25 protein-coding genes are annotated in these 23,098 nt (G+C 69.7%); 10 read left to right on the forward strand and 15 right to left on the reverse strand.

The features are described 5' to 3' along the window. Positions 1-24 precede the first annotated feature (24 nt). The 3 genes from J4E04_RS14035 to J4E04_RS14045 all read left to right on the forward strand — a co-directional run bounded on the left by J4E04_RS14035 (position 25) and on the right by J4E04_RS14045 (position 3,306). Positions 25-1,146, forward strand: coding sequence for a lytic transglycosylase domain-containing protein (locus J4E04_RS14035; protein ID WP_490148838.1), 1,122 nt, complete (start codon positions 25-27; stop codon positions 1,144-1,146). A 150-nt stretch (positions 1,147-1,296) separates the two neighbouring features. Beyond that, entirely contained in the window at positions 1,297-2,145 is an 849-nt protein-coding gene (locus J4E04_RS14040) for a lytic transglycosylase domain-containing protein (RefSeq protein WP_490148839.1), read from the forward strand. Between the two features lie 24 nt (positions 2,146-2,169). Next, positions 2,170-3,306: an Mrp/NBP35 family ATP-binding protein gene (locus J4E04_RS14045; protein ID WP_027503855.1), complete on the forward strand. Its 1,137-nt coding sequence runs from the start codon at positions 2,170-2,172 to the stop codon at positions 3,304-3,306. A 13-nt stretch (positions 3,307-3,319) separates the two neighbouring features. Here the strand turns inward: J4E04_RS14045 and tatB are convergent, their stop codons facing one another. The 4 genes from tatB to sigE all read right to left on the reverse strand — a co-directional run bounded on the left by tatB (position 3,320) and on the right by sigE (position 6,379). Then, complete coding sequence (gene tatB / locus J4E04_RS14050) at positions 3,320-3,739, reverse strand: Sec-independent protein translocase protein TatB (protein WP_490148840.1); 420 nt, start codon at positions 3,737-3,739, stop codon at positions 3,320-3,322. Between the two features lie 9 nt (positions 3,740-3,748). After that, complete coding sequence (locus J4E04_RS14055; RefSeq protein WP_490148841.1) at positions 3,749-5,245, reverse strand: S1C family serine protease; 1,497 nt, start codon at positions 5,243-5,245, stop codon at positions 3,749-3,751. A gap of 9 nt (positions 5,246-5,254) precedes the next feature. Beyond that, complete coding sequence (locus tag J4E04_RS14060; protein WP_056442598.1) at positions 5,255-5,599, reverse strand: anti-sigma factor; 345 nt, start codon at positions 5,597-5,599, stop codon at positions 5,255-5,257. Positions 5,600-5,716: 117 nt separating this feature from the next. Beyond that, on the reverse strand, positions 5,717-6,379 hold the full coding sequence (gene sigE / locus J4E04_RS14065) for an RNA polymerase sigma factor SigE (protein ID WP_204866810.1): 663 nt from the start codon (positions 6,377-6,379) through the stop codon (positions 5,717-5,719). A gap of 239 nt (positions 6,380-6,618) precedes the next feature. Between sigE and J4E04_RS14070 the strand changes: the two genes are divergently transcribed. Then, positions 6,619-7,236 (forward strand): O-methyltransferase, encoded by a 618-nt coding sequence (locus J4E04_RS14070; protein ID WP_027503859.1) that lies wholly within the window; start codon positions 6,619-6,621, stop codon positions 7,234-7,236. Position 7,237: 1 nt separating this feature from the next. Here the strand turns inward: J4E04_RS14070 and glgC are convergent, their stop codons facing one another. Then, a complete protein-coding gene (gene glgC / locus J4E04_RS14075; RefSeq protein WP_027503860.1) occupies positions 7,238-8,452 on the reverse strand; it encodes a glucose-1-phosphate adenylyltransferase in 1,215 nt (404 codons plus the stop codon). A 77-nt stretch (positions 8,453-8,529) separates the two neighbouring features. On the opposite strand from glgC, the gene glgA reads away from it, so the two are divergent. Continuing rightward, positions 8,530-9,696 (forward strand): glycogen synthase, encoded by a 1,167-nt coding sequence (gene glgA, locus J4E04_RS14080; protein ID WP_056442603.1) that lies wholly within the window; start codon positions 8,530-8,532, stop codon positions 9,694-9,696. Here glgA and J4E04_RS14085 read toward each other — a convergent pair. The 10 genes from J4E04_RS14085 to dapE form a co-directional block, all read right to left on the reverse strand. After that, positions 9,675-10,523: a methyltransferase domain-containing protein gene (locus tag J4E04_RS14085; RefSeq protein ID WP_328813096.1), complete on the reverse strand. Its 849-nt coding sequence runs from the start codon at positions 10,521-10,523 to the stop codon at positions 9,675-9,677. The genes glgA and J4E04_RS14085 overlap by 22 nt on opposite strands. A gap of 108 nt (positions 10,524-10,631) precedes the next feature. Next, positions 10,632-10,799, reverse strand: a complete 168-nt coding sequence (locus tag J4E04_RS14090; RefSeq protein WP_003406247.1) for a DUF3117 domain-containing protein — start codon at positions 10,797-10,799, stop codon at positions 10,632-10,634. Between the two features lie 157 nt (positions 10,800-10,956). After that, positions 10,957-11,520, reverse strand: a complete 564-nt coding sequence (locus tag J4E04_RS14095; protein WP_027503863.1) for a DNA-3-methyladenine glycosylase I — start codon at positions 11,518-11,520, stop codon at positions 10,957-10,959. Between the two features lie 13 nt (positions 11,521-11,533). Next, entirely contained in the window at positions 11,534-11,857 is a 324-nt protein-coding gene (locus J4E04_RS14100) for a DivIVA domain-containing protein (RefSeq protein WP_222638160.1), read from the reverse strand. An 85-nt stretch (positions 11,858-11,942) separates the two neighbouring features. Further along, entirely contained in the window at positions 11,943-12,890 is a 948-nt protein-coding gene (locus tag J4E04_RS14105) for a glucosyl-3-phosphoglycerate synthase (protein ID WP_222628707.1), read from the reverse strand. Positions 12,891-12,901: 11 nt separating this feature from the next. Next, the gene (folP, locus tag J4E04_RS14110) at positions 12,902-13,714 is read right to left on the reverse strand and encodes a dihydropteroate synthase (protein ID WP_222646202.1); all 813 of its coding nucleotides are present in this window, start codon (positions 13,712-13,714) and stop codon (positions 12,902-12,904) included. Positions 13,715-13,820: 106 nt separating this feature from the next. After that, entirely contained in the window at positions 13,821-15,593 is a 1,773-nt protein-coding gene (locus J4E04_RS14115) for a long-chain-acyl-CoA synthetase (RefSeq protein WP_027503865.1), read from the reverse strand. A 57-nt stretch (positions 15,594-15,650) separates the two neighbouring features. After that, entirely contained in the window at positions 15,651-16,229 is a 579-nt protein-coding gene (locus J4E04_RS14120) for an LOG family protein (protein ID WP_056447448.1), read from the reverse strand. Then, positions 16,226-17,023 (reverse strand): LOG family protein, encoded by a 798-nt coding sequence (locus J4E04_RS14125; RefSeq protein WP_490148842.1) that lies wholly within the window; start codon positions 17,021-17,023, stop codon positions 16,226-16,228. Before J4E04_RS14125 ends, J4E04_RS14120 begins: the two co-directional genes overlap by 4 nt. A 10-nt stretch (positions 17,024-17,033) precedes the next feature. Beyond that, positions 17,034-18,146 carry a succinyl-diaminopimelate desuccinylase gene (dapE, locus tag J4E04_RS14130; RefSeq protein WP_222638161.1) on the reverse strand — a complete coding sequence of 371 codons (1,113 nt, stop codon included), beginning with the start codon at positions 18,144-18,146 and terminating at the stop codon, positions 17,034-17,036. Between the two features lie 54 nt (positions 18,147-18,200). On the opposite strand from dapE, the gene dapD reads away from it, so the two are divergent. The 5 genes from dapD (at position 18,201) to J4E04_RS14155 (ending at position 23,056) form a co-directional block, all read left to right on the forward strand. Continuing rightward, positions 18,201-19,151 carry a 2,3,4,5-tetrahydropyridine-2,6-dicarboxylate N-succinyltransferase gene (dapD, locus tag J4E04_RS14135; RefSeq protein ID WP_082544618.1) on the forward strand — a complete coding sequence of 317 codons (951 nt, stop codon included), beginning with the start codon at positions 18,201-18,203 and terminating at the stop codon, positions 19,149-19,151. Positions 19,152-19,184: 33 nt separating this feature from the next. Beyond that, positions 19,185-19,742 (forward strand): GNAT family N-acetyltransferase, encoded by a 558-nt coding sequence (locus tag J4E04_RS14140; protein ID WP_051612925.1) that lies wholly within the window; start codon positions 19,185-19,187, stop codon positions 19,740-19,742. Positions 19,743-19,815: 73 nt separating this feature from the next. Then, the gene (locus J4E04_RS14145; RefSeq protein ID WP_222646052.1) at positions 19,816-20,439 is read left to right on the forward strand and encodes a TetR/AcrR family transcriptional regulator; all 624 of its coding nucleotides are present in this window, start codon (positions 19,816-19,818) and stop codon (positions 20,437-20,439) included. Beyond that, positions 20,436-22,073, forward strand: coding sequence for an acyl-CoA dehydrogenase family protein (locus tag J4E04_RS14150; RefSeq protein WP_490148843.1), 1,638 nt, complete (start codon positions 20,436-20,438; stop codon positions 22,071-22,073). Before J4E04_RS14145 ends, J4E04_RS14150 begins: the two co-directional genes overlap by 4 nt. Continuing rightward, entirely contained in the window at positions 22,070-23,056 is a 987-nt protein-coding gene (locus tag J4E04_RS14155; protein ID WP_308115386.1) for a crotonase/enoyl-CoA hydratase family protein, read from the forward strand. Before J4E04_RS14150 ends, J4E04_RS14155 begins: the two co-directional genes overlap by 4 nt. The last annotated feature ends 42 nt before the right edge of the window (positions 23,057-23,098 follow it).

Consider the following 23,098-nt stretch of genomic DNA (forward strand, 5'->3'; position numbering starts at 1 on the left):
CGAGTGTTCGTGGGGGTTTGTCGTATGCGCGTCGGTCGAGACTCTCGACTCGGAGGTGCACTGAGTGCCTCGATTCTTCTTCTCAGCGCGGTCACGCTGGCCGCCGGCTCGGTGACGCCGAGTTCCGCGCACGGTTCCGTCGCGATGGCGGCCGCCGAATCGGTTGCGGCGCCCACACTCCCACCACGGGAGCGCGCTGTCGGCCTGGTCGAGCCCGCCGATCGGCAACCGGTCGCGTTCCGGTCCCCGAAACCAGCCGTCGCCGCGCCCGCGGGCGCCCCGGCCGCTGCTGCGGCGCCGCTGTCCGCCGTGCTCGTCGGCGCACTCGGCATTCCCGAACTCGTCCTGCAGGCCTACCGCTCCGCCGAGGCCCAGCTCGCCACCTCGACACCGGGCTGTCACCTGCCGTGGCACCTGCTCGCCGCCATCGGGCGCATCGAGTCCGGCCACGCGGGCGGCGGCCGCACCGATGCCGCCGGCACCACGATCACGTCCGTGCTGGGCCCGGTGCTCGACGGTCGATCGGCCGCGGACGCAGTCATCACCGACACCGACGGCGGCGCGCTCGACGGGGACGCGGGGCACGACCGTGCGGTCGGGCCGATGCAGTTCATCCCCGCCACCTGGGCCGGCTACGCCTCGGACGGCAACGGCGACGGTCGGAGCGATCCGAACAACGTCTTCGACGCGGCTCTCGCCGCGGGCAAGTACCTGTGCTCGGGCGGCCTGGACATGACGAATCCGGCGCAGGCGACCACCGCCGTCATGCGATACAACAACTCCGCCGCGTACACCGCCAACGTGCTGGCCTGGTCCGCCGCGTACTCCGGCGGCGGCACCCCTGTCGTCGGACGGATCGGCGGGGCGGCGCCCTCCCCCGCGGACGCGCTGGCCGTCGCCGCGGCGGCCGCCGCCGGCGGCGAGGTCACGGATCCCACGACCGCGGCCCCGACGACCACCGCCACGACCACCGCGATGCCGGACACCTCGCTCACTCCGGTGACACCACCGCCGGCGTTCGGCATCCCCGGACTGCCGCCGCTCCCGGTCATCGAGCTCCCCACGATCCCGTGTCTCCTGTGCCCTCCTGCACCAGTGGCACCACCCGCCCCACCTGAGCAGGACACGTCCGTCACGACACCGTGACTGGTCGTGGCTCACATCACGGGCCGGTAACGGATCGGCAACGGATCAGGTAGCCTCGCTCCGACAGCAAAGGTCGGAAGCGCCCCGGAACGGGGCGGGAACAGTCGTCGCGGATCACGAGTCTCGCGGGGGCGAGGAGGTTGTGTATCCGTGGGTCGGCACCGCAAACGATCGTCTTCCACTCTGCGACGGAACACGGTCATCGCGCTGACCGGTCTGATCCCCGCGGGAGCGATCACCGTGGCCAGTGGCTACGGCGCCAGCGCCGACATCCCGTTCCTCCGCACGCACACCACGGCCAGCGAGTCCGCCCTCGAGCCCACCGACGTGGCCCCGGCAGTGGACGTCGCGCCCGCACCCACCACGCAGTCCGCGCCCGAGCCCGTGGCACCGCCCGCGCCGGAGCCCGCTCCCGCCCCCGCGCTGCCCGAGTCCCTCGCGGCCGGCCCGCTCGGCGTCCCGGGCATCAACGTCGCCGCCTACAGGAGCGCCGAGACCCTCCTGGCGCAGACCACCCCCGGCTGCTCGATGAACTGGGCCCTCCTCGCCGGTATCGGCCGGGTCGAGTCCACCCACGCGAACGACGGCAAGGCGGGTGCCGACGGAACGCTGTTCGAGCCGATCCTCGGACCGGTCCTGGACGGCAGCCTCGCCGGCAACAACGTGATCATGGACACCGACGGCGGCGAGCTCGACGGCAACGCCTCGTACGACCGCGCCGTGGGGCCGATGCAGTTCCTGCCGGCGACGTGGAAGCACTACGCCACGGACGGGAACGGGGACGGCAGGGCCGACCCGCAGAACCTGTTCGACAGCGCCGCCACCACCGGGAAGTACCTGTGCGACGGCGGCCTGAACATGGCGGATCCGATCCAGGCCACACAGGCGATCCTGCGCTACAACAACTCGATGGCCTACGTGGCCAACGTGGTCGCGTGGTCGGTCGCCTACTCCACCGGCATCGCCCCCTCCGAAGCGGACCTGCCCCGAATTCACTGACGCGGTACCGCATACCATGGAGAGATGCCCGTAGCCACCGAATCGGACGTTCGCAGCGCCCTCGCGCGCGTGAACGATCCCGAGATTCGCAAGCCCATCACCGAACTCGGCATGGTCAAGAGTGTCGCGCTCGGTAACGACGGATCCGTGGACGTCGGCATCTATCTGACCACCGCCGGGTGCCCGATGAAGACGGAGATCTCCGACCGGGTACGCAAGGCCGTGGCCGACGTCGCCGGTGTCGGTGAGATCCGCGTCGAGCTCGACGTCATGAACGACGAGCAGCGCACCGAACTGCGCAAGTCGTTGCGGGGAGATTCCGCCGAGCCGGTCATCCCGTTCGCTCAGCCCGGCTCCCTCACCCGCGTGTACGCGGTGGCGTCGGGGAAGGGCGGTGTCGGCAAGTCGTCCGTCACCGTCAACCTGGCCGCCGCGATGGCCGCCAAGGGACTGTCGGTGGGCGTCCTCGACGCCGACATCTACGGCCACTCGGTGCCCCGCATGCTCGGTACCGACGCTCGCCCCACACAGGTCGAGCGCATGATCATGCCGCCCGTGGCGCACGACGTGAAGATGATCTCGATCGCGCAGTTCACGCAGGGCAACACGCCCGTCGTCTGGCGCGGTCCCATGCTGCACCGCGCCCTGCAGCAGTTCCTCGCCGACGTGTTCTGGGGCGACCTGGACATTCTTCTGCTGGACCTGCCGCCGGGCACCGGCGACGTCGCCATCTCGGTGGCCCAGCTCATCCCCGGCGCCGAGATCCTCGTCGTGACCACCCCGCAGCAGGCCGCAGCCGAGGTCGCGGAACGTGCCGGAGCCATCGCCCTGCAGACGCGTCAGCGAGTCGTCGGGGTGGTGGAGAACATGTCGTGGCTCGAGCTGCCCGACGGATCGCGGATGGACATCTTCGGTTCCGGCGGCGGCCAGGCCGTGTCGGAGCGACTCACCACCGCGGTCGGCGCGAAGGTCCCGCTGCTGGGCCAGATCCCGCTCGACACCGCGGTGCGCGAGGGCGGCGACTCGGGCGTTCCGATCGTGCTCAGCGATCCGGAGTCGCCCGCGGCCAAGGCCATGATCGAGGTGGCCGAGAAGCTGTCGGTCCGCAGTCGCGGCCTCGCGGGCATGAGCCTGGGTATCGACACCACCCGGCACCTCTGACGGCCGGAAGGACCTAGGTCGCGTCGGGGTCGATCGGGGGACGGTCCCCGGTCGGCAACGGCGCCGACCCGCTGGACTTCGTCATGTTCGGCGTCCCGGACTGCGGGGTCAGCGACTGTGTCCCGGACTGCGGCTTCTCGTCGAACTTCCCGGTGAAGATCGAGTCGTCGCCGTCGAGCAGGTGCTTGGTGATGACCGCGCGCGGGGTCATGCCGCGGAGTTGGTTCAGGTCGGCCAGGGGCTTGCGAAGATCGTCGAAGTCCGTCCCCAGCTCGTCCTTGAGTTGTTGGCTGGCCCCACTGGCATAGTCACGGACCTGCCGGAGCGACCGGGTGGTCCACGTGATGGCGCCGGGCAGACGCTCGGGACCGAGGATGACGAGTGCGGCGACGAGAAGAACCATCATCTCGCCCCAGCCGATGTTCGAGAACACGTCTACACCTTACGCATCCGACACCGGAGTGACCGTCACGTCGACGGTCCGCCCCGAGCGGACGAGTTGCACCTGCACCGGCGTACCGATCTCCTGCTCCTGGACGGCGACCGTCAGCTCGTCGGCACCGGAGACGGTGCGGTCGCCGACGCGGACGATCACGTCGCCCTCCGCGATACCCGCCTGCTGAGCGGGGCCACCGGCGGTGACGTTGGCGATCTGCGCACCGCTGAGCGCGTCGTTGACGACGGACCGCGCGTTGACGCCGATGTCGGGATGATTCATCGCGCCGGTCCGGATGAGGGACTGCGCGACCTCGGTGACGTCGTCGATGGGGATGGCGAAGCCCAGTCCCACCGATCCCCCGCTCTCACTGCGGATCGCGGAGTTGATGCCGATGACGCGACCCTCGGCGTCGATCAGGGGACCGCCGGAGTTACCGGGGTTGATCGCCGCGTCGGTCTGGACCGCGTCGATGACGGCGTCGGTGTCCGTGCCCTCCCCGGACAGTCGCACGGGACGATCGAGCGCACTGACGATGCCGCGGGTGACCGTCTTGCTCAGTCCCAGTGGAGATCCGACGGCGACGACGTCGTCGCCGACCGCCACGTCCGACGAGCGGCCCAGTCGGGCGACGCTGAGGTCCGCGACGTCCGTCTTCAGAACGGCCAGATCGGTTTTGGTGTCACGGCCGACGATCTGCGCGGGCACCTTGGTGCCGTCGGAGAACGTCACGTTGAGCGTCGCGCCCGGGTTGGTCGCAGCCATCGAGATGACGTGGTTGTTGGTGACGATGTAGCCGGCTCCGTCGATGACGACTCCCGAGCCGGTACCGGCGTTGCCGCCGAACGTCTCCTGGACCGACACCACGGACGGCAGGACGGCCTCGGCGACCCTGGCCACCTGGCCCTGCGGGAGTTCGCTGCCGCCCTGTTCCAGGGTCACGCGCGAGCTGGTCAGCGAGCCGCCCAGATCGGCCGCGACACTACCGACGACGCCGCCGAGCAGACCGATGACCAGTGCGACGCCCGCGAGCGAGGCGAGAGCGCCGGCGGAGACTCGGCGGCCGAACAGTACGTCCCGCGCACCCAGTCTCGTGCCGGGCGTCAGCGGCGCGGGTTCCGGTTCGTCGAGCGCGGGCGAGACCGTCGTGACAGCCGACGAGGGCACGCGCCACGGGTTCTGAGGTTCGGGTTCCTGCTCGACCTCGGGAGCCTCGGGCTCGCGCACCAGGGATTCGGTGACACCGGGCGGCCGACCGAAGGCCTCGCTGAGGACGGGATCGGGCGCCGCGACGCGGATCGACGAACTGTCCCGTCGTCGAGTCTGCGCATCACCGAAGGAATCGCGGATGCCGTGGGGGCGACCGAACGCCCGCACCACGTGCGCGTCGATGGTGGGCCGGTAGAGCGGACGCGGAGGAAGCCGCGGCGCATCGTCGTCGGGTGCTCCCCCGTCCGCCGAAGAAGCCGTGGGGTCCGGTCGGTACTCGTCGGCTGGAGTCACCTCTGCACGCTACCGGCGCCGGAAACGTGACCCGACGACCGACCCCAGGCCATGACGCAGGCCGGAGCCGATGCCGGGTTCGGATCGGCCGGGCTCGGGAGACGTGCAGTGCGGGATCTGGTGCAGGAGACCCAGGAGTGAGGACGGCATGGACATCTCCGGCGAGCCCTGGAGGGCGACACGGGCCTGTTGCTGCGCCTGGACCTCGTCGGCACAGGAAGCGCATTCCGACACATGCCGCGCGGCGCGCAGGTAGGCGTTCATGCGCAGTTCGCCGTCGACGTAGGCGGCCACCGCCTCACTGGCGAGGTGGTCGGTGGGGCTGAACTGCCGAGGATCACGAAACCGAGTCATGCTGCCTCCACTTCATGCCGTGCCGATGTGCGGATCGTCCCGGAGTGAAACGCACGGCACCGGCCGGAAGTTCCCCGCCCGCATCCGTTCCCCACAGAACGGTACTCGCGCCGGCGGCTACTCGGCCGAGGTCAGCGACTCGCGGGTACGCCGACTGGCGGCGAGGTGGTCGCGCAGCGCCTGGCGGCCACGGTGGATACGGCTACGGACGGTGCCGAGCTTGACCCCCAGGGTCGCGCCGATCTCCTCGTAGGACAGACCCTCGATGTCGCACAGCACGATGGCTGCACGGAACTCGGGAGCGAGCGAGTCGAGCGCCGCCTGCAGATCCGGGTCGAGCCGGGCGTCGTGGTAGATCTGCTCGGGATCGGGGGTGTCGGACGGCACCCGGTCGTAGTCCTCCGGCAGCGCCTCCATGCGGATGCGGTTGCGGCGACGCACCATGTCCAGGAACAGGTTCGTCGTGATGCGGTGCAGCCAGCCCTCGAAGGTGCCGGGCTGGTAGTTCTGCAGCGAGCGGAACACGCGGATGAAGGTGTCCTGCGTGAGGTCCTCGGCATCCTGCGCGTTGCCGGACAGCCGGTAGGCGAGGCGGTAGACGCGGTCACCGTGCTCGCGGACGAGTTCGTCCCAGGACGGCATCGACGTCGCGTCTCCGGTTGCGTCGAACACCGCGGTGCCGGACAGCTCCTCCGGACCGTCGACGGTCTGCTCGGACTCGGCGGCGGGGCGGGAGGTCGGGGACGTGAGGGCAGCGTGTTCGCGCGGGCTGGTGATCATGTGGATCGTTCAATCCTCCTACTCGGGCGATCATCGCGGCGTGGTGTCGACGTGCGATGTGGTGTTACCCGTGTTCGGCGCGACCGAAGCGTGAGGACGATCCGACGAACCCGCGTAGGGAAACTATGTCGCGGGCAGGTGTGCGACCCGTGTGAGAAGGCTGAGTGTGGGCTGAGAGTCTGGACGCGAGGAGTTCGTGGGCGGGTTAGGGTCCCTTCGTGACTGCCGACGCCGCCAAGATGCTGCACTACGCCGAAGCCTCCGTCGTGGAGGACGAGATCCTGCAGGCCGCGCGCGAGCGCGCCGTGGATCTGGGCGCCGCGCCGATACCGGCGTCCGTCGGTGCCGTGCTCAGCATGGTCGCGCAGTTGTCCGGAGCGCGCACGGTGGTGGAGGTCGGAACCGGCGCCGGCGTCAGCGGGCTGTGGCTGCTGGACGGGATGCGGCCCGACGGGGTCCTCACCACCATCGACACCGAACCGGAGCATCAGCGCGCCGCCAAGGAGGCGTTCCGTTCCGGCGGCATCGGGGCATCGCGGACCCGGTTGATCAACGGCCGCGCCCTCGACGTGCTCCCCCGCCTGGCCGACGCGTCCTACGACCTGGTGTTCGTCGACGCGACGCCGCGGGACCACGTCGGATTCGTGACGGAGGGCGTGCGGATGCTGCGCCCCGGTGGCGCCCTGATCCTGCACAACGCGTTGCTGGGTGGACGCGTCGCGGACGCCTCGTCACGCGACGAGGCCACCGTCGCCGTCCGCGCGGCCGCCCGCGCCATCGCGGAGAACGACAGCCTGACAGCGGTCGTCCTTCCCCTCGGCGACGGCCTGCTGTGCGCCTCGCGCGTGCCGGAGTGACCTAGATCCAGACACCCTTGCCGACGGCGACCACGCCGTTGGCGCTCACGTTGAACCGCTCGCTGTCCCGCTCGCGGTCCACGCCGATGATCTCGCCGTCGTTCACCACCACGTTCTTGTCCAGGATGGCGTTGCGGACGACCGCATTACGACCGATGCGCACTCCGGGCATGATGACGCTGCCCTCCACGGTGGCGCCCGCGTCGATGATCACCGACGAGCTCAGCACCGAGTTGCGCACCGTCGCGCCGGACAGGATCGATCCCGCTCCGACGATCGACTCCTGAGCCAGACCGCCCTGCACGAACTTGGCGGGCGGCAGGTTGTCCGCGGCGCCGCGGATCGGCCACCGCTTGTTGTAGAGGTTGAAGATCGGGTGGACCGACACCAGGTCCATGTGCGCGTCGTAGAACGCGTCCAGGGTGCCGACGTCGCGCCAGTAGCCCTTGTCCCGCTCGGTCGCACCCGGGACGACGTTGTCCTTGAAGTCGTAGACCGATGCCTTCCCGGCCGCGACGAGCGCGGGAATGATGTTGCCGCCCATGTCGTGATCGGAATCCGAGTCCTCGGCGTCGGCACGGATGGCATCGACGAGCACCTTGGTGGTGAAGACGTAGTTGCCCATCGACGCGAACGTCATGGTGGGGTCGTCCGGCGTTCCGGGCGGGTCCGACGGCTTCTCGAGGAACTCGGTGATGTTGCCCGAGGCGTCGCTGTCGATGCAGCCGAATGCCGTTGCCTCGGCGCGCGGTACGCGGATGCCGGCCACCGTGACACCGGCACCGGAATCGATGTGCTGCTGCACCATCTGCTCGGGGTCCATGCGGTACACGTGGTCCGCTCCGAACACGACGATGTACTCGGGATCCTCGTCGTACACGAGGTTCATGGACTGGAAGATGGCGTCGGCACTGCCGGTGTACCAGCGGGGCCCGAGCCGCTGCTGCGCGGGCACGGGGGTGATGTACTCACCCGCGAAACCCGACAGCCGCCAGGTCTGGGAGATGTGCCGGTCGAGCGAGTGCGACTTGTACTGGGTCAGAACGCACAACCGCAGATAGCCGGCGTTGACGAGATTGCTCAGCACGAAGTCGATCAGGCGGTACGCACCACCGAACGGGACCGCGGGCTTCGCGCGATCGGCTGTCATCGGATACAGGCGTTTGCCCTCACCTCCGGCGAGCACGATTCCGAGTACATGCGGCTGGGTCCTCACAACAGCCAACCTATCCGGTTGTGACGAGCAATCGCTACGTATAGGCCGAATGCACACCGACGCGTTACGTTCCTCTCATGCGAGTGGCGATGATGACGAAGGAATATCCCCCCGAGATCTACGGCGGCGCGGGCGTTCACGTGACGCAGCTGGTCGACCGTCTCCGCGCACTGTGCGAGGTCGACGTGCACTGCATCGGCGCGCCGCGCGAGACCGCCGTCGTGCACTCGCCGGACCCGGCCCTGGTCGACGCGAACCCGGCCTTGACCACGCTCTCCACGGGACTGCGGATGGCGAACGCCGCCGGCGGCGCCGACGTGGTGCACTCGCACACCTGGTACACCGGCCTCGCCGGCCACCTCGCGGCCGAGCTGTACGGGATTCCGCACGTGCTCACCGCGCACTCGCTGGAACCGCGCCGCCCCTGGAAGGCCGAGCAGCTGGGCGGCGGCTACCGCATCTCGTCGTGGTCCGAGCGCAACGCCATGGAGTACGCCGACGCCGTCGTCGCGGTCAGCGACGGCATGAAGGCCGACGTGCTGGACTGCTACCCACGCATCGATCCGGACCGAGTTCACGTGGTGCGCAACGGCATCGACACCGAGGTGTGGCACGCCGGCGGCCCCGCGGACGGCGCGCCGTCCGCGCTCGAGGCGATCGGCGTGCGCACCGACGCCCCCATCGTCGCGTTCGTCGGCCGCATCACCCGGCAGAAGGGCGTGGGGCACCTCATCGCCGCGGCCCACTCGTTCGATCCGTCCATTCAGCTGGTGCTGTGCGCGGGTGCGCCCGACACCCCGGAGATCGCGGTCGAGACCGAGCGCGCCGTCACCGCCCTGTCCGAGAGCCGCGGCAACGTGTTCTGGGTCCGCGAGATGCTGCCGACCGAGCAGATCCGCCAGATCCTCTCGGCGGCCGCCGTGTTCGTGTGCCCGTCGGTGTACGAGCCCCTCGGCATCGTCAACCTGGAGGCGATGGCCTGCGAGACGGCCGTCGTCGCGTCCGACGTGGGCGGCATCCCCGAGGTCGTGGCCGACGGCCGTACCGGGGCTCTCGTGCACTACGACGCCGCGGACACCGCCACGTTCGAGGCGGACCTGGCCGCCGCGGTCAACGACCTCGTCGCCGACGAGAGTCGAGCAGCGCGGCAGGGTGTCGCCGGTCGCGAGCGCGCCGTCGCCGAGTTCTCCTGGGAGTCGATCGCGCAGCAGACGATGGAGGTCTACGCCGCGGCCCGCGCGTAGACACCGAGGGTCACCGACACGGTGACCTCGCGCGCGGGCGGCATCTCGTCGACCCGCGCGCGCAGATCCGCCGCCGGGATGTGGCGCGCCGACGGCCCCATGCTCACGACGTCGACGATCTCGTCCCGCGTGAGCGTGGTCGAGTAGGTGATCGGGACCCGGCGCACCCGCTCGAACCGGCCGCCGAGCGTGTCGCCCAACCTCTGCGTCTTGTTCTCGTCCACCCGGACGAGACCCAGATCGTCGACCAACTCGACGAGATGGCGCTCGGTGGGGGTGAGCACCACCAGCACCCCGGCCGGTGCGAGCACGCGCGCGAGTTCCTCGGCGTTGCGCGGCGAGAACACCGACAGGGCCGCGTCGATCACGCCGGAGCGGACCGGGATGCTCTGCCAGACGTCGGCGACCACCGCGGAGGCCCGAGGGTGCGATCGTGCGGCGCGGCGCGCAGCCGCCTTGGACACGTCGAGACCGACGCCGACGGCATCGGGGACGCCCGCGTCCAGCACGCGGGCGAGGTAGTGCCCGGTGCCCACTCCGACGTCGAGCACGCGGCGCCGGTCCCCCACGGCGTCGGCCACGGCGTCCATCAGCGGGTCGTAGTGCCCGCGGTCGAGGAACTCGGCGCGCGCAGCGACCATCTCGGTGGAGTCGCCGACGATCTTGCCGCCGGACCCGGAGAGCAGGCTGACGTATCCCTGGCGCGCGACGTCGAACGTGTGCCCGCGGTCGCACAGCAGCGCGGCAGATCCCGAGTCCGGATCGTCGGCCTCGAGGTCCGACCCGCAGTGTGGGCACGCGAGCAGGGCCACCGCATCGTCGTTCACGGTTCCTCCGCTCGTCGTGGTGGGTCGCTCGTTCGGTCGGGACGAGAACAGCCCCACCGGTCAGGGTCGGCCGGTGGGGCTGTTCTCACGGTGATGACAGGAGTGGTGTCAGCTGGTGACGCCCTTGAGCTCGTCGCCCAGAGCGGCTGCCTCGTCGGGAGTCAGTTCGACGACCAAGCGTCCTCCGCCTTCGAGTGGAACCCTCATGACGATTCCTCGTCCCTCTTTGGTCGCCTCGAGCGGACCGTCCCCGGTCCGGGGCTTCATGGCCGCCATTCTCTGCTCCCTCCAGATCTGCGCTGCCCTGCATCGCGCGCTGCATCAATTCGGTCGCGCCTCGCCGGGGTCCGACGAGGCTCGTGCACTTATTGTTCCCTATCCTCCGGATCCGTGGGCAACGGACACCCTCGAACGAGCGGGACACGGGTGTGTACTAGCGCGCGGGAACCCAGCATCCGGCGAGGTGATCGTCGACCATTCCGGTCGCCTGCATCAGCGCGTACGCCGTGGTGGGACCGACGAACGCGAAGCCGGACTTCTTGAGAGTGCGCGCGAGAGCGGTGGACTCGGGTGTCACCGCGGGAACGTCCTGCAGGCTCGTGGGGCGACCGCGGCGCGGCGGTGCGAACGACCACAGGAGCGCGTCGAGATCGAGGTCCTGATCGACGATGGCCCGCGCATTGCGCACCGCTGCAACGATTTTCGCGCGGTTGCGGACGATTCCCGCGTCACCCATGAGGCGTTCGACGTCGTCGTCTCCCCACCGTGCGACGACGGTCGGATCGAAGTGCGCGAACGCCGCTCGAAAGGCGTCCCGCTTGCGCAGAATCGTGATCCACGAGAGCCCCGACTGGAACGCCTCGAGGGTGATCCGCTCGTAGAGCGCGTCGCGGCCGTGGACGATGACGCCCCATTCCTCGTCGTGGTACCGGGCGTACAGCGGATCGGTCGTCGGGTCACCGGCCCAGAGGCAGCGGGCCCGTCCGTCCGAACCGATCCGGAGACCGGACTCAGACGTCGTCACCGGGCGCGTCCTCCACGACGGCTTCCGACGGCTCGGCCTCGCGCAGGCGTAGCCGCAAGCTGTCGATCTCGACCGCGAGTCGATCGAGGGCCCAGTCGACCTCGCGGGCGTCGTACCCGCGCAGCGTGAGGGAGAAGCGCAGCGCGCGCACGTCACGCCCGGAGATGCCACGAGCGGGCAGCGCGGTGGCCGTGGTCCCCTCCGGCAACGGTTCCATCTCCTCCCCACGGCCGAAGACGACGGACGCGAGGAGGAACAGGGCCGCGGCCACGACCGCGATCACGACGACGTACAGCAGGATCGTCACCATGACGCGAATCCTGTCACGACGAGGCGACAGGATCCGCGGCGGTGGTGCGCCTCTGCCGGCCTGGACTTCTCAGCCCCCCGACTTCTCAGCCCCCCGACTTCTCGACTCCCGACTTGCCCGCCCACGGCCGCACCGTGCGCATGGGCGGCCGGTCGGCCAGCGAGACGTCGGTGATCGAGGGCACGAAGGTCTCCCCGTCGAGGACGAACTGCGTGAGACCGGCTCCCGAGTCGGCGATGCCGGCGCGCGCCAGCATGGTTCCGACGATCTGACGGCTCATGGCCCCCAGCTCCACGAGCGGCCGGTTGCGGTGGCGCCGGACTCCGAGGTTCACCTGCCCGATCGCGTCCATGCCCAACCGGTCGTACGTGTCCATCAGCAGACCGATCTCCACGCCGTACCCGGGCGCGAAGGGCACCGAGGACAGCAGTTCGCGGGTGCCCGCGTACTCCCCGCCCAGCGGCTGGATGACCCTTCCGAGCTCGGGACGCAGCGCGGCCAACAGCGGTCTGGCCACCAGTTCGGTCACGCGCCCACCACCGTGTGCTTCGGTCGACCCGCTCAGCGGCCGGCGGTAGTAGCCCTTGACCAGATGAATGCCGTCCCCCATGAGCAACGGCCCGAGGAGCTTGGGCACGAACTGCGGGTCGGGATCGATCAGGTCGGAGTCCACGAACGCGATGATGTCGCCCGTCGTGGCCGCGATCGCGCGCCACAACACCTCCCCCTTGCCGGGAGCGGGGGCGAGTTCGGGAACCGCCTCCTCCCGGGAGACGACGGTGGCACCGGCGGCCGTCGCACGCACGGCGGTCCGGTCGGTCGACCCGGAGTCCAGCACCACCAACTCGTCGACCAGTCGCCCGAGGAGCGGCGAGATGGTGTCGAGGACACCGGCGACGGTCTCCTCCTCGTTCAGTGCGGGAAGCACGACCGAGACGGTCCGGTCACCCTTCGCCGCCTCGAGCTCCTCGAGGGTCCAGGAGGGTGATTCCCAGCTGTTCTCGCGATCCCAGTCGGTCGCGGGGGTGAGCATGCCTGCGAGTGTCATGCCAGACCCCGTACCGTCCGGGCGGGAGCCCTGGTGCCTGCTATCGCTGCCACCATGTCGACCACCCGTCTCGTCGCTGCCACCTCGTGCACCCGGAACATCCGAGCACCCTGTGATGCCGTCAAAGCTGTCGCGGCCAATGTTCCCTCCAACCGTTCGGCAAGTCCTACACCCAGAGTCTCCCCGATGAAATCCTTGTTGCTCAGTGCCATCAGGACAGGCCATCCGGTGTTTACAAGACTGTCGATCCGACGCAACAGTTCGAGCCCGTGATAGGTGTTCTTGCCGAAATCGTGGGTCGGATCGATGATGATCCCGTCCGCTCGCACGCCCGCGGCCAGAGCGTTCTCGGCCGATCGAGTCACCTCGGAGAGCACGTCGGCGACCACGTCGGGGTAGCGAACGCGGTGCGGCCGGGTCCGGGGAACGGCTCCGCCGGTGTGCGAACAGACGATGCCGGCACCGACCTCGGCGGCGACGTGCACGAGCTCGGGATCCGTGCCGGCCCACGTGTCGTTGATCAGATCGGCGCCCTCGGCGCACGCGAGCCGAGCGACCTCGGCCCGCCAGGTGTCCACGCTGATCACCAGATCCGGGTACGCGGCGCGAATGGCGGCGACGAACGGCACGACCCGTCGGGTCTCCTCGGCGGCGTCGACGGTGGCGCCGGGTCCGGCCTTCACACCGCCGATGTCGACGAGGTCGGCACCCTCGTCCACCGCACGGCGGACCGCGTCCATCGCGGCGTCGTCCTCGAACGTCGCGCCGCGGTCGTAGAAGCTGTCGGGGGTGCGGTTGACGATGGCCATGACCAGCGCACGGTCGGTCACGACCGGTCTACCGCACAGGGTGTCGGCGGGGACGGACGTCTCGGGTGCGCTCACACCACCATGATGCCCGTCCCCGGGGGCCACCTCAGCCCTTGGGCAGCTTGCCGGCACCGACCTCGTCGACGTACTCGTCGTAGCTCTCGACGTAACCGCCGGACTTGCCCTTCAGGACGAACAGGTCGCCGTCGCCGTCGCCGTAGCCCACCTTGCGGAGCTCGACCTTCTTGCTCTTGAACGTGGACGTGGCCTCGAGCGAGTCCACGACGCGGATGAACAGCGGCACGGCGTAGCCGGGCAGGTTCTTGTAGGCGTGCTCGGCGAAGCTCGCGCCGTCGAAGCTCTTGTCGTGGCGCAGGGTCACCGCCGCCATGCCCGCCTTGCCGTCGGTACCGGGAACGTCGACACCGAAGACCACGGCCTGATCGACGTCGGGGTGCGAGTTGAGCGCGCCCTCCACCTGGGTCGTGGCGACGTTCTCGCCCTTCCACCGGAAGGTGTCGCCGAGACGGTCGACGAACGCCACGTGCCGGAAGCCCTGCTGACGCACCAGGTCTCCGGTGTCGAACCAGCAGTCGCCGTCCTTGAACCCGTCCTTGAGGAGCTTCTTGTTCGTGGCCTCCTCGTCGGAGTACCCGTCGAACGGCGCGCGGTCGGTGATCTTCGACAGCAGCAGGCCCACGCCGCCGGACCCCACCTTGCGCAGCCGACCGTTGTCGTCCCGCTTGGCCTTGCCCGTCTCGTCGTCGTACTCGACGACGGCGTACGGCAACGGGCAGAAGCCTGCGGTGCGGTCGATGTTGAAGGCGTTGATGAACGCGATGTTGCACTCGCTGGCGCCGTAGAACTCCGCCACGCGCTCGATGCCGAAGCGGGTGGTGAACTCCTCCCAGATCTCCGGGCGCAGCCCGTTGCCCACGATCAGCTTGATCGTGTTGTCGGAGTCCTGCGGGGTCTCGTCCTGCGTCAGCAGGTAGCGGCACAGCTCACCGATGTAGGTGAACGCGGTGGCCTCGTTCTCGCGTACGTCCTTCCAGAAGTTGGACACCGAGAACTGCTTGCCGATGGCGATGGTGGCGCCGGACGCCAGCACGGACGACAGGGACACCGTCAGCGCGTTGTTGTGATAGAGCGGGAGGCAGCAGTAGAGGACGTCGTTCTTGTCCAGACGCACGCCCATGCTGCCGAGACCGGACATGGACTTCATCCAGCGGAAGTGGCTCATCAGGCTGGCCTTGGGCATGCCCGTGGTGCCGGAGGTGAAGATGTAGAACGCCTTCTCCTTGGCCTGGACCTCGGCCGTGGTGGCAGGGTTCTCCGCGCTCGCCGACGCCGCCTTCTCGTCCAGCTCGTCCGCGTGCAGGATGACCTTCTCCGGGAGCGCCTCGTCGAGGGACTCGAGGGCCTCGACGCAGTCGCCGTCCACGACGAGGACGCGCGCGTCGAGGATGCCGAGACTGTGCTCGAGCACGTCGCCGCGCTGATTGAAGTTCAGCATTCCGGCCGTGGCGCCGAGCTTGACGGTGGCCAGGGCCACCAGCAGCGTGCGCATCGAGTTCTTGGCCAGCACACCGACGACGTCACCGCGCCGGACGCCGCGGTCCGTGAGCACGCTCGCGTACCGGTTCACCAGATCGTTGGCCTGGCCGTACGTGAGGGTGTCGCCCTCGAAACGTACGAACGGGTGGTCCGGCGTCTTCGCCGCGACGCGCTGGAAGATGTGGCCGATCGACTCCTTGTCGTCGGGCTTGCGCAGGAACCCGGGCACACCCCGGAGGACACTGGGCAGCGCCGCCGTCATCTTCGGAAGTGTGGCGGCGATGTCGAGCAATCCGACCTTGTGACGAGCCTCGGCACCCATGCTGTGGTTCCCTCCCCTGGCGAGCCGGCTGCGTCTCCGGCTGTGACGACGCTTACCTTACTGATTGGTAATGTTCACGGTGCGCGTGCCCTGCACGAGCCCACACGCCGTCAGAGCCGTGTCCACGTCCGCCGTGACGACCAGGCGATCGAGCGAGCGCTCGGAGACGAATCCCGTCCCGACGAGCGAGCGCATCCAGTCGAACAGCGGTGTGAAGTGGTTCACGGGATCCAAGACTACGACCGGTTTGTCGTGCATTCCCAGATATCCGGCGGTCCAGGTCTCGAACAGTTCCTCGAGCGTGCCGATCCCGCCCGGGAGCGTGATGAACGCGTCCGCCCGGTCGTCCATGATGCGTTTGCGCTCGCGCATCGTCTCGGTGACCACCAGCTCGTCGGCATCGATGTCCGCCACCTCGCGGTGCACCAGGGCCTGCGGGATGACTCCCACCGTGAATGCCCCCGCGGCGCGTGCGGCCGCCGCGACGGCGCCCATCATGGAGACGTTGCCGCCCCCGGACACCAACGTGCCGCCGCGACGTCCGATCTCGGTGCCCACGGCGGCGGCCAGATCGAGGTGATGCTGCTCCACCGGGCCGGACGCGCAGTAGACGCACACCGCGATCGACCCGGTCACTGCTCGGTCTCGCTCGCCCGCGACTCGTCCGCCGCGATCTCGGCCGCCCGGCTCTCGTCGACCCAGCGGACCACCTCCGCGACACTGTCCGTGCAGCGGATCAGCTCGAGATCCGCCTCGGACACCGTGCCGGCGGCCACCAGCGTGGTGCGGATCCAGTCGAGCAGCCCGCCCCAGAACTGCGTGCCGAACAGGATGATGGGGAACCGGGTGACCTTGCGGGTCTGCACCAGCGTGAGTGCCTCGAACAACTCGTCGAGCGTGCCGAATCCGCCCGGCATGCAGACGAAGGCCTGCGAGTACTTGACGAACATCGTCTTGCGGACGAAGAAGTAGCGGAAGTTCACGCCGAGGTCCACCCACTCGTTGAGCGACTGCTCGAAGGGCAGCTCGATACCGAGGCCGACCGAGAACCCGCCCGATTCGCAGGCCCCCTTGTTGGCGGCCTCCATCGCGCCCGGTCCCCCGCCCGTCACCACGGCGTAGCCGGCGCCGGCCAACGCGGTGCCCAGCTCGACGCCGAGCGCGTACTCCGCGGACTCGCGCGACGTCCGTGCCGACCCGAACACCGTGACGGCCCGAGGCAGTTCCGCCAGTGCGCCGAAGCCCTCGACGAACTCGCTCTGGATCCGCAGCACCCGCCACGGATCGGTGTGCAGCCAGTCGGCGGAGCCCCGCGAGTCGAGGAGCCGCTGATCGGTGGTGGACCCACCGAACTCCCGTCGGTCCATGACGGGCCCGCGGTAGTTCGTGGACCTCTCGCCGGCGTTCTCCCGGCTCTCGTGCGCTCCCATGACGGAGAGGCTAGTGGGCGTCGGTGGCGGTCAGATACCGGCGCAGGACGTCGGCGACATCGGTGATCTGCTGCACCGGTACACGCTCGTCGCGCTTGTGCGCGAGGTTGGGATCGCCGGGACCGTAGTTCACCGCCGGGATGCCCAGCGCGGAGAACCGGGAGACGTCGGTCCAGCCGTACTTGGCGCGGAACTCTCCCCCCGCCGCCGTGACCAGCGCCGCCGCCGCGGGTGCGGCCAGACCCGGCAGCGCGCCCGGCGACCTGTCGGTCACCTCGACGGTGAGATCGAGATGCTCCGCGTCGGTCGCCTCGCGCACGTGCTCGATCGCCTGCTCCACACTGCGGTCGGGGGCGAAGCGGAAGTTGACGTCGACGAATGCCTCGTCGGGGACCACGTTCCCGGCGACGCCGCCGCTGACACGGACCGCCTGCAGTCCCTCCCGGTACACGCAGCCGTCGATGTCCACGCTGCGCGGCGTGTACGCGGCGAGCCGGTCGAACAGCGGGCCCAACTTGTGGATCGCGTTGTCCCCCAGCCACGATCGGGCCGAGTGGGCGCGCGTCCCCGTCGCGGTGAACCGCATGCGGAGCGTCCCCTGGCACCCCGCCTCGATGTAGCCACCCGACGGCTCACCGAGAATCGCGACATCTCCGCGCAGCCACTCGGGCATCTCCCGCTCGATGCGACCCAGACCGTTGGCCGACGCCTCGATCTCCTCGCAGTCGTAGAAGATCAGCGTCAGGTCCGCGGTGGGCTCAGCGACCGTCGCCGCCAGGTGCAGGAACACCGCGTCCCCCGACTTCATGTCGACGGTTCCGCATCCGTGGAGGACGTCGCCCTCGGCGTGCCCGCGCTCGCGACGACTCGGCACGTTGTCGGCGATGGGGACCGTGTCCAGGTGACCCGCGAGGATCACCCGCGTCGGGAGCCCCCGGTTCGTCCTGGCCAGCACGGCGTCGCCCGAGCGCACGATCTCGAATCCCGTGGTCTGCTCGCGCAGCGCCCGCTCCACCGCGTCGGCCAGCGTGGCCTCGTCTCGCGAGACGCTGGGAACGTCCACCAGCGCCGCCGTGAGGTCGACGGGATCGGCATGCAGGTCCAGGGAGATCGGTGCGCTCACGCAGCCGACCTTACGTTCGCCCGGCCGTCCGGTCGTCCTCTAGGCTCGGTCCCCGTGACCACAGGAGCATCGGCAGTCGGCATCGCACACATCACCCCGTCGGGAACGGTGCTGGACACCTGGTTCCCCTCTCCCGAGCTCGCCGAGGTGGCCGAGACCGGCACCGCACGACTCGACGCGGCGGACGTTCCCCCGGAACTGGCCGCGCTGGTCGGACACGACGACGCCCGCGACCTCGACATCGTCGCGGTGCGCACCACCATCTCCTCCCTCGACGACGCCCCGGTCGACGCGCACGACGTCTACCTGCGCCTGCACCTGCTCTCGCATCGCCTCGTCCGGCCGCACGGCCTCAACCTGGACGGCCAGTTCGGCCTGCTGTCCAACGTGGTGTGGACCAACCACGGCCCGGCGGCCGTCGACGGCTTCGAGGCGACGCGCGCCCGTCTCCGTGCACGGGGCGCCGTCACCGTCTTCAGTGTCGACAAGTTCCCGCGACTCGTCGACTACGTGCTCCCCACCGGTGTCCGCATCGGCGACGCCGGTCGCGTGCGCCTCGGCGCCCACCTCGCGTCCGGCACGACGGTCATGCACGAGGGTTTCGTGAACTTCAATGCCGGCACGCTCGGCTCGTCCATGGTCGAGGGCCGCATCTCCGCCGGCGTCGTCGTCGACGACGGCTCCGATGTGGGCGGCGGCGCCTCGATCATGGGCACTCTGTCCGGCGGCGGCAAGGCCGTCATCTCGGTGGGACAGCGTTGCCTGCTCGGCGCCAACGCGGGCCTCGGCATCTCCCTCGGCGACGACTGCGTCGTCGAGGCGGGCCTCTACATCACCGCGGGCACCAAGGTCACCGGCCCGGACGGCACCGTCGTCAAGGCGGCCGATCTCAGTGGGCAGTCGAACATGCTCTTCCGTCGTAACTCCGTTTCCGGTGCCGTCGAGGTCGTGCCGTGGAAGGGTACGGGCGTCGAGCTCAACTCGATCCTGCACGCCAACGACTGAGCGATTCGGCGGCAGGCTGCGTCCGGGGGGACCGTGAGCCAGGAAGCGATACAGCAGGAACCGCGACTCGAGTCGGTGATCACCGACGATCTGGGTGACGCGGACGCCCACACGTGCGAGGGGCTGGTGCGCGGCGCCTTCGGCGAGCGCTTCACCCCGCACGACTGGCAGCACGCCCTGGGCGGTACCCACGTGATCCTCCGCGACGGCGACCGCATCATCGGCCATGCCGCCGTGGTGCCGCGCCTTCTCCACCACGGCGGCGACGAGTTCGACGGCGGCTTCGTCGAGGCCGTCGCCCTGGACCCGGAGTTCCGGGGCACCGGGCTGGGTGCGCGGCTCATGGCCGCGATCGAGGAGCAGATCGAGTCGGACGACGTGGTCGGCGTGCTCAATTCCCTTCCCGACGCCGTCGGGTTCTACGAGCGGCGCGGTTGGGTGCTGTGGCGCGGACTGCTCGGCGGCATCGGCAACACGGAGGAGCCGACACCGCCCGACGAGGACGACGCCGTCATGGTGTTCCGTCCCGAGTCCCGTCTCGATCCGGACGGCACGCTGCTGGTCAACAATCGCGTCGGGTCGCGCTGGTAGTCCTGCCCTCCCGAACATATGAATCACCGTTCCGTCCTTGACACCAGTGCGGAACGGGCGTTCACTTCTTGCCATGGTGTACCGACGGACCGCTGCGGTCCAGGAGCGGCTCGATGCCGCCCGATCTCGAATCGTCACCGCTGCACTGTCTCTCGTGGCCGAGCGGGGGTACGCCGCATGTTCGATGGCCGACGTGGCCGCCCGCGCCGGCATCGGTGTGGGCACCGTCTACCGCTACTTCCCCGGCAAGGGCGAACTGTTCGCCGAGGTCTTCCGCGACGCCTGCAGCCGCGAGGTGGCCGCCGCGACAGCGGCGGGTGTGCGCGCCGCCGCGACCGGCACCCACACCGACAGCCTGCTCGCCTCGGTCCGCACCTTCTGCGATCGCGCCTGTCGCGCACCGACTCTCGCGTACGCGCTGCTGGCCGAGCCCATCGACGCCCTCGTCGACACCGAGCGTCTCGCCTTCCGGCAGTCGTTCGCGGACGCGTTCGCCGCCGCCATCCGTGCCGCCGTCGAGGCCGGTGAACTCCCGGACCAGGACGCGCCCCTGACGGCGGCGTGCATCGTCGGCGCCATCGGCGAGGCACTGGTCGTCCCACTCGCCCGCGGCGAGGCCGACGCTCGCGTTCTCGCCGCACTCGAGACCTTCACACTCCGCGCCCTCGGCGCCCCGACCGACAGGAGAGCGTCATGACCCCCACGCACACCGTCACCAATCAGGTTCCGCCGCTCATCGGCCACGACGTCGCCGACCACCCGGTCGTCCTGGAGGCCCTGCACCGCGAGGGCGCCGACGACGCGCTCGACGAGCTGCACCGGCTCGGTCGGCTGGCCGGGAGCGAGCAGGCGCAGCGCTGGGGCGATCTCGCCGAGGAGCATCCGCCCGTCCTGCACACGCACGACCGCTACGGGAACCGCATCGACGAGGTGGTCTACGACCCGGCTTACCACGAGTTGATGCGCACGGCAGTCGAATTCGGCATGCACGGGGCGCCGTGGCGCGACCCGTCACCGCACGCGCATCTGATCCGTGCCGCGAAGTTCAGCGTGTGGGGCGCGGTGGACGCGGGGCACGGGTGCCCGATCTCCATGACGTACGCCGTCGTTCCCGCACTCCGAGCGAACGCGGAACTGTCCGCGCTGTACGAACCGCTGCTCACCTCGTCGACGTACGACCCCTCGCACCGTCCTCCCGCGACCAAGACGGGTCTGATCGCGGGCATGTCCATGACCGAGAAGCAGGGCGGTTCCGACGTCCGGGCGAACCGCACGACGGCCGTGCCGCAGCCGGACGGCTCGTACCGGATCACCGGCCACAAGTGGTTCACGTCGGCGCCGATGTCGGACGTCCTGCTGGTCCTCGCGCAGGCGCCCGGCGGCCTGTCGTGCTTCTTCCTGCCCCGCGTCCTCCCGGACGGCACTCGCAACGCCATGGCGATCCAGCGCCTGAAGGACAAGCTGGGCAACCATTCCAACGCCTCGAGCGAGGTGGAGTACGACGACGCGACCGCCTGGCTCGTCGGCGACGAGGGTCGCGGCGTGCGGACCATCATCGAGATGGTCAACATGACGAGGCTCGACTGCACCCTGGGGTCGGCCACGGGAATGCGGGCGGGCACCGCTCAGGCCGTGCATCATGCGGTGCACCGGCAGGCGTTCGGGAAGAACCTCGTCGACCAGCCGCTCATGCGGAACGTCCTGGCCGATCTCGCGATCGAGTCCGAGGCGTCGACGACCGTCGCCCTGTGGCTCGCCGCGCTCACCGATCAGGCAGCTGCGGGCGACGAGCGTGCCGCCGCACTACGGCGCATCAGCCTCTCCGTCAGCAAGTACCTGGTGTGCAAGCGCGGCCCGGCGCATGCGGCGGAGGCCCTGGAATGCCTGGGCGGCAACGGGTATGCGGAGGAGTCGAGGATGCCGCGGCTCTACCGGGAGGCTCCACTGCTGTCGGTGTGGGAGGGTTCGGGCAACGTCGCGGCGCTCGACACCCTGCGCGCCGTGGCACGACAGCCGGAGACGCTCGCCGTGTTCTTCGACGAGCTCGACGGCTGCCGCGGAGCCGATGCGGCGCTCGACGCCGCGGTGCGGTCGCTGAAGGACTCCTTCACCGACATCGCCACCCTCGAACAGCGGGCACGCCGCGTGGTCGGCGAGATGGCACTGGCACTGCAGGGCTCGCTGCTCGTGCGGCACGGCCACCCCGCGGTCGCCGACGCGTTCACGACGAGCCGACTCGGCGGCGACTGGGGCAGCGTGTACGGCACCCTGCCGACCGGGGTGGACACGGCCGCCATCATCGAGCGATCGACGCCGAAGGTTCCGGCGTGACCGACGCACCCGCCCCGTGGCGGGAGGGGTGGGACGAGGGAGCCGACTCCCCCTTCACCGGCCGGACTCCACAGCAGGACTCCCCGACGTTCCGGACGCTCACCTACGAGGTCGACGGGCGGGTCGCCCGGATCACCTTCGATCGACCGGAGCACGGCAACGCCATCACCGCGGACACCCCCGTCGAACTGGCGGCGGCCGTCGAGCGGGCGGATCTCGATCCGCGAGTACACGTCGTGCTGCTGTCCGGTCGCGGCAAGGGGTTCTGCGGCGGCTACGACCTGTCGATCTACGCCGAGAATCTCGATCGGGGCGACAGCGGGGCCGTGGACACGACGGGGACGGTTCTCGACCCCGTCGTCCAGGCCCGCAACCACGATCCGTCGGGCCAGTGGGACCCGATGATCGACTACGCGATGATGAGCCGATTCAACCGCGGATTCGCCAGCCTGCTGCACGCGAACAAGCCGGTGGTGGCCAAGCTGCACGGTTTCGCCGTGGCCGGCGGTACCGACATCGCGCTGTACGCCGACCAGATCATCTGTGCGGACGACACGCGGATCGGCTACCCGCCGACCCGCGTCTGGGGCGTTCCCGCCGCCGGGATGTGGGCACACCGCCTCGGCGACCAGCGCGCCAAACGACTGCTGCTGACCGGTGACTGTCTCACCGGGGCGCAGGCGGCGGAGTGGGGTCTCGCCGTCGAATCGGTGCCCGCGGATCAGCTCGACGCCCGCACCGAGGAACTGGTCGCACGGATCGCGCGCATGCCGATCAACCAGCTGATGATGGTCAAGCTGGCGCTCAACAGCGCGTTGATCAGCTCCGGCGTGCACACCTCCACGATGATCAGCACGGTCTTCGACGGCGTCGCCCGGCACACCCGGGAGGGCTTCGCGTTCCAGACCCGCGCTGCCACCGTCGGATTCCGGCAGGCCGTCCAGGAACGCGACGAACCGTTCGGTGACGCGAAGCGGAGGTGACGTGAGAACGGGGGGAACAGGCCCCGCGATAAATCGGTTGGC

It is taken from the genome of Rhodococcus sp. NFXS4, from assembly GCF_058139645.1.

What these genes read in the sequence shown, in the direction of transcription:
- J4E04_RS14035 (WP_490148838.1), top strand. Translation starts at nt 25, where the DNA reads ATGCGCGTCGGTCGAGACTCTCGACTCGGAGGTGCACTGAGTGCCTCG.
- J4E04_RS14045 (WP_027503855.1), top strand. Translation starts at nt 2,170, where the DNA reads ATGCCCGTAGCCACCGAATCGGACGTTCGCAGCGCCCTCGCGCGCGTG.
- J4E04_RS14060 (WP_056442598.1), bottom strand. Translation starts at nt 5,599, where the DNA reads ATGACTCGGTTTCGTGATCCTCGGCAGTTCAGCCCCACCGACCACCTC.
- sigE (WP_204866810.1), bottom strand. Translation starts at nt 6,379, where the DNA reads ATGATCACCAGCCCGCGCGAACACGCTGCCCTCACGTCCCCGACCTCC.
- J4E04_RS14070 (WP_027503859.1), top strand. Translation starts at nt 6,619, where the DNA reads ATGCTGCACTACGCCGAAGCCTCCGTCGTGGAGGACGAGATCCTGCAG.
- glgA (WP_056442603.1), top strand. Translation starts at nt 8,530, where the DNA reads ATGCGAGTGGCGATGATGACGAAGGAATATCCCCCCGAGATCTACGGC.
- J4E04_RS14090 (WP_003406247.1), bottom strand. Translation starts at nt 10,799, where the DNA reads ATGGCGGCCATGAAGCCCCGGACCGGGGACGGTCCGCTCGAGGCGACC.
- J4E04_RS14100 (WP_222638160.1), bottom strand. Translation starts at nt 11,857, where the DNA reads ATGGTGACGATCCTGCTGTACGTCGTCGTGATCGCGGTCGTGGCCGCG.
- J4E04_RS14105 (WP_222628707.1), bottom strand. Translation starts at nt 12,890, where the DNA reads ATGCTCACCCCCGCGACCGACTGGGATCGCGAGAACAGCTGGGAATCA.
- folP (WP_222646202.1), bottom strand. Translation starts at nt 13,714, where the DNA reads ATGGCCATCGTCAACCGCACCCCCGACAGCTTCTACGACCGCGGCGCG.
- J4E04_RS14115 (WP_027503865.1), bottom strand. Translation starts at nt 15,593, where the DNA reads ATGGGTGCCGAGGCTCGTCACAAGGTCGGATTGCTCGACATCGCCGCC.
- J4E04_RS14125 (WP_490148842.1), bottom strand. Translation starts at nt 17,023, where the DNA reads ATGGGAGCGCACGAGAGCCGGGAGAACGCCGGCGAGAGGTCCACGAAC.
- J4E04_RS14145 (WP_222646052.1), top strand. Translation starts at nt 19,816, where the DNA reads ATGGTGTACCGACGGACCGCTGCGGTCCAGGAGCGGCTCGATGCCGCC.
- J4E04_RS14150 (WP_490148843.1), top strand. Translation starts at nt 20,436, where the DNA reads ATGACCCCCACGCACACCGTCACCAATCAGGTTCCGCCGCTCATCGGC.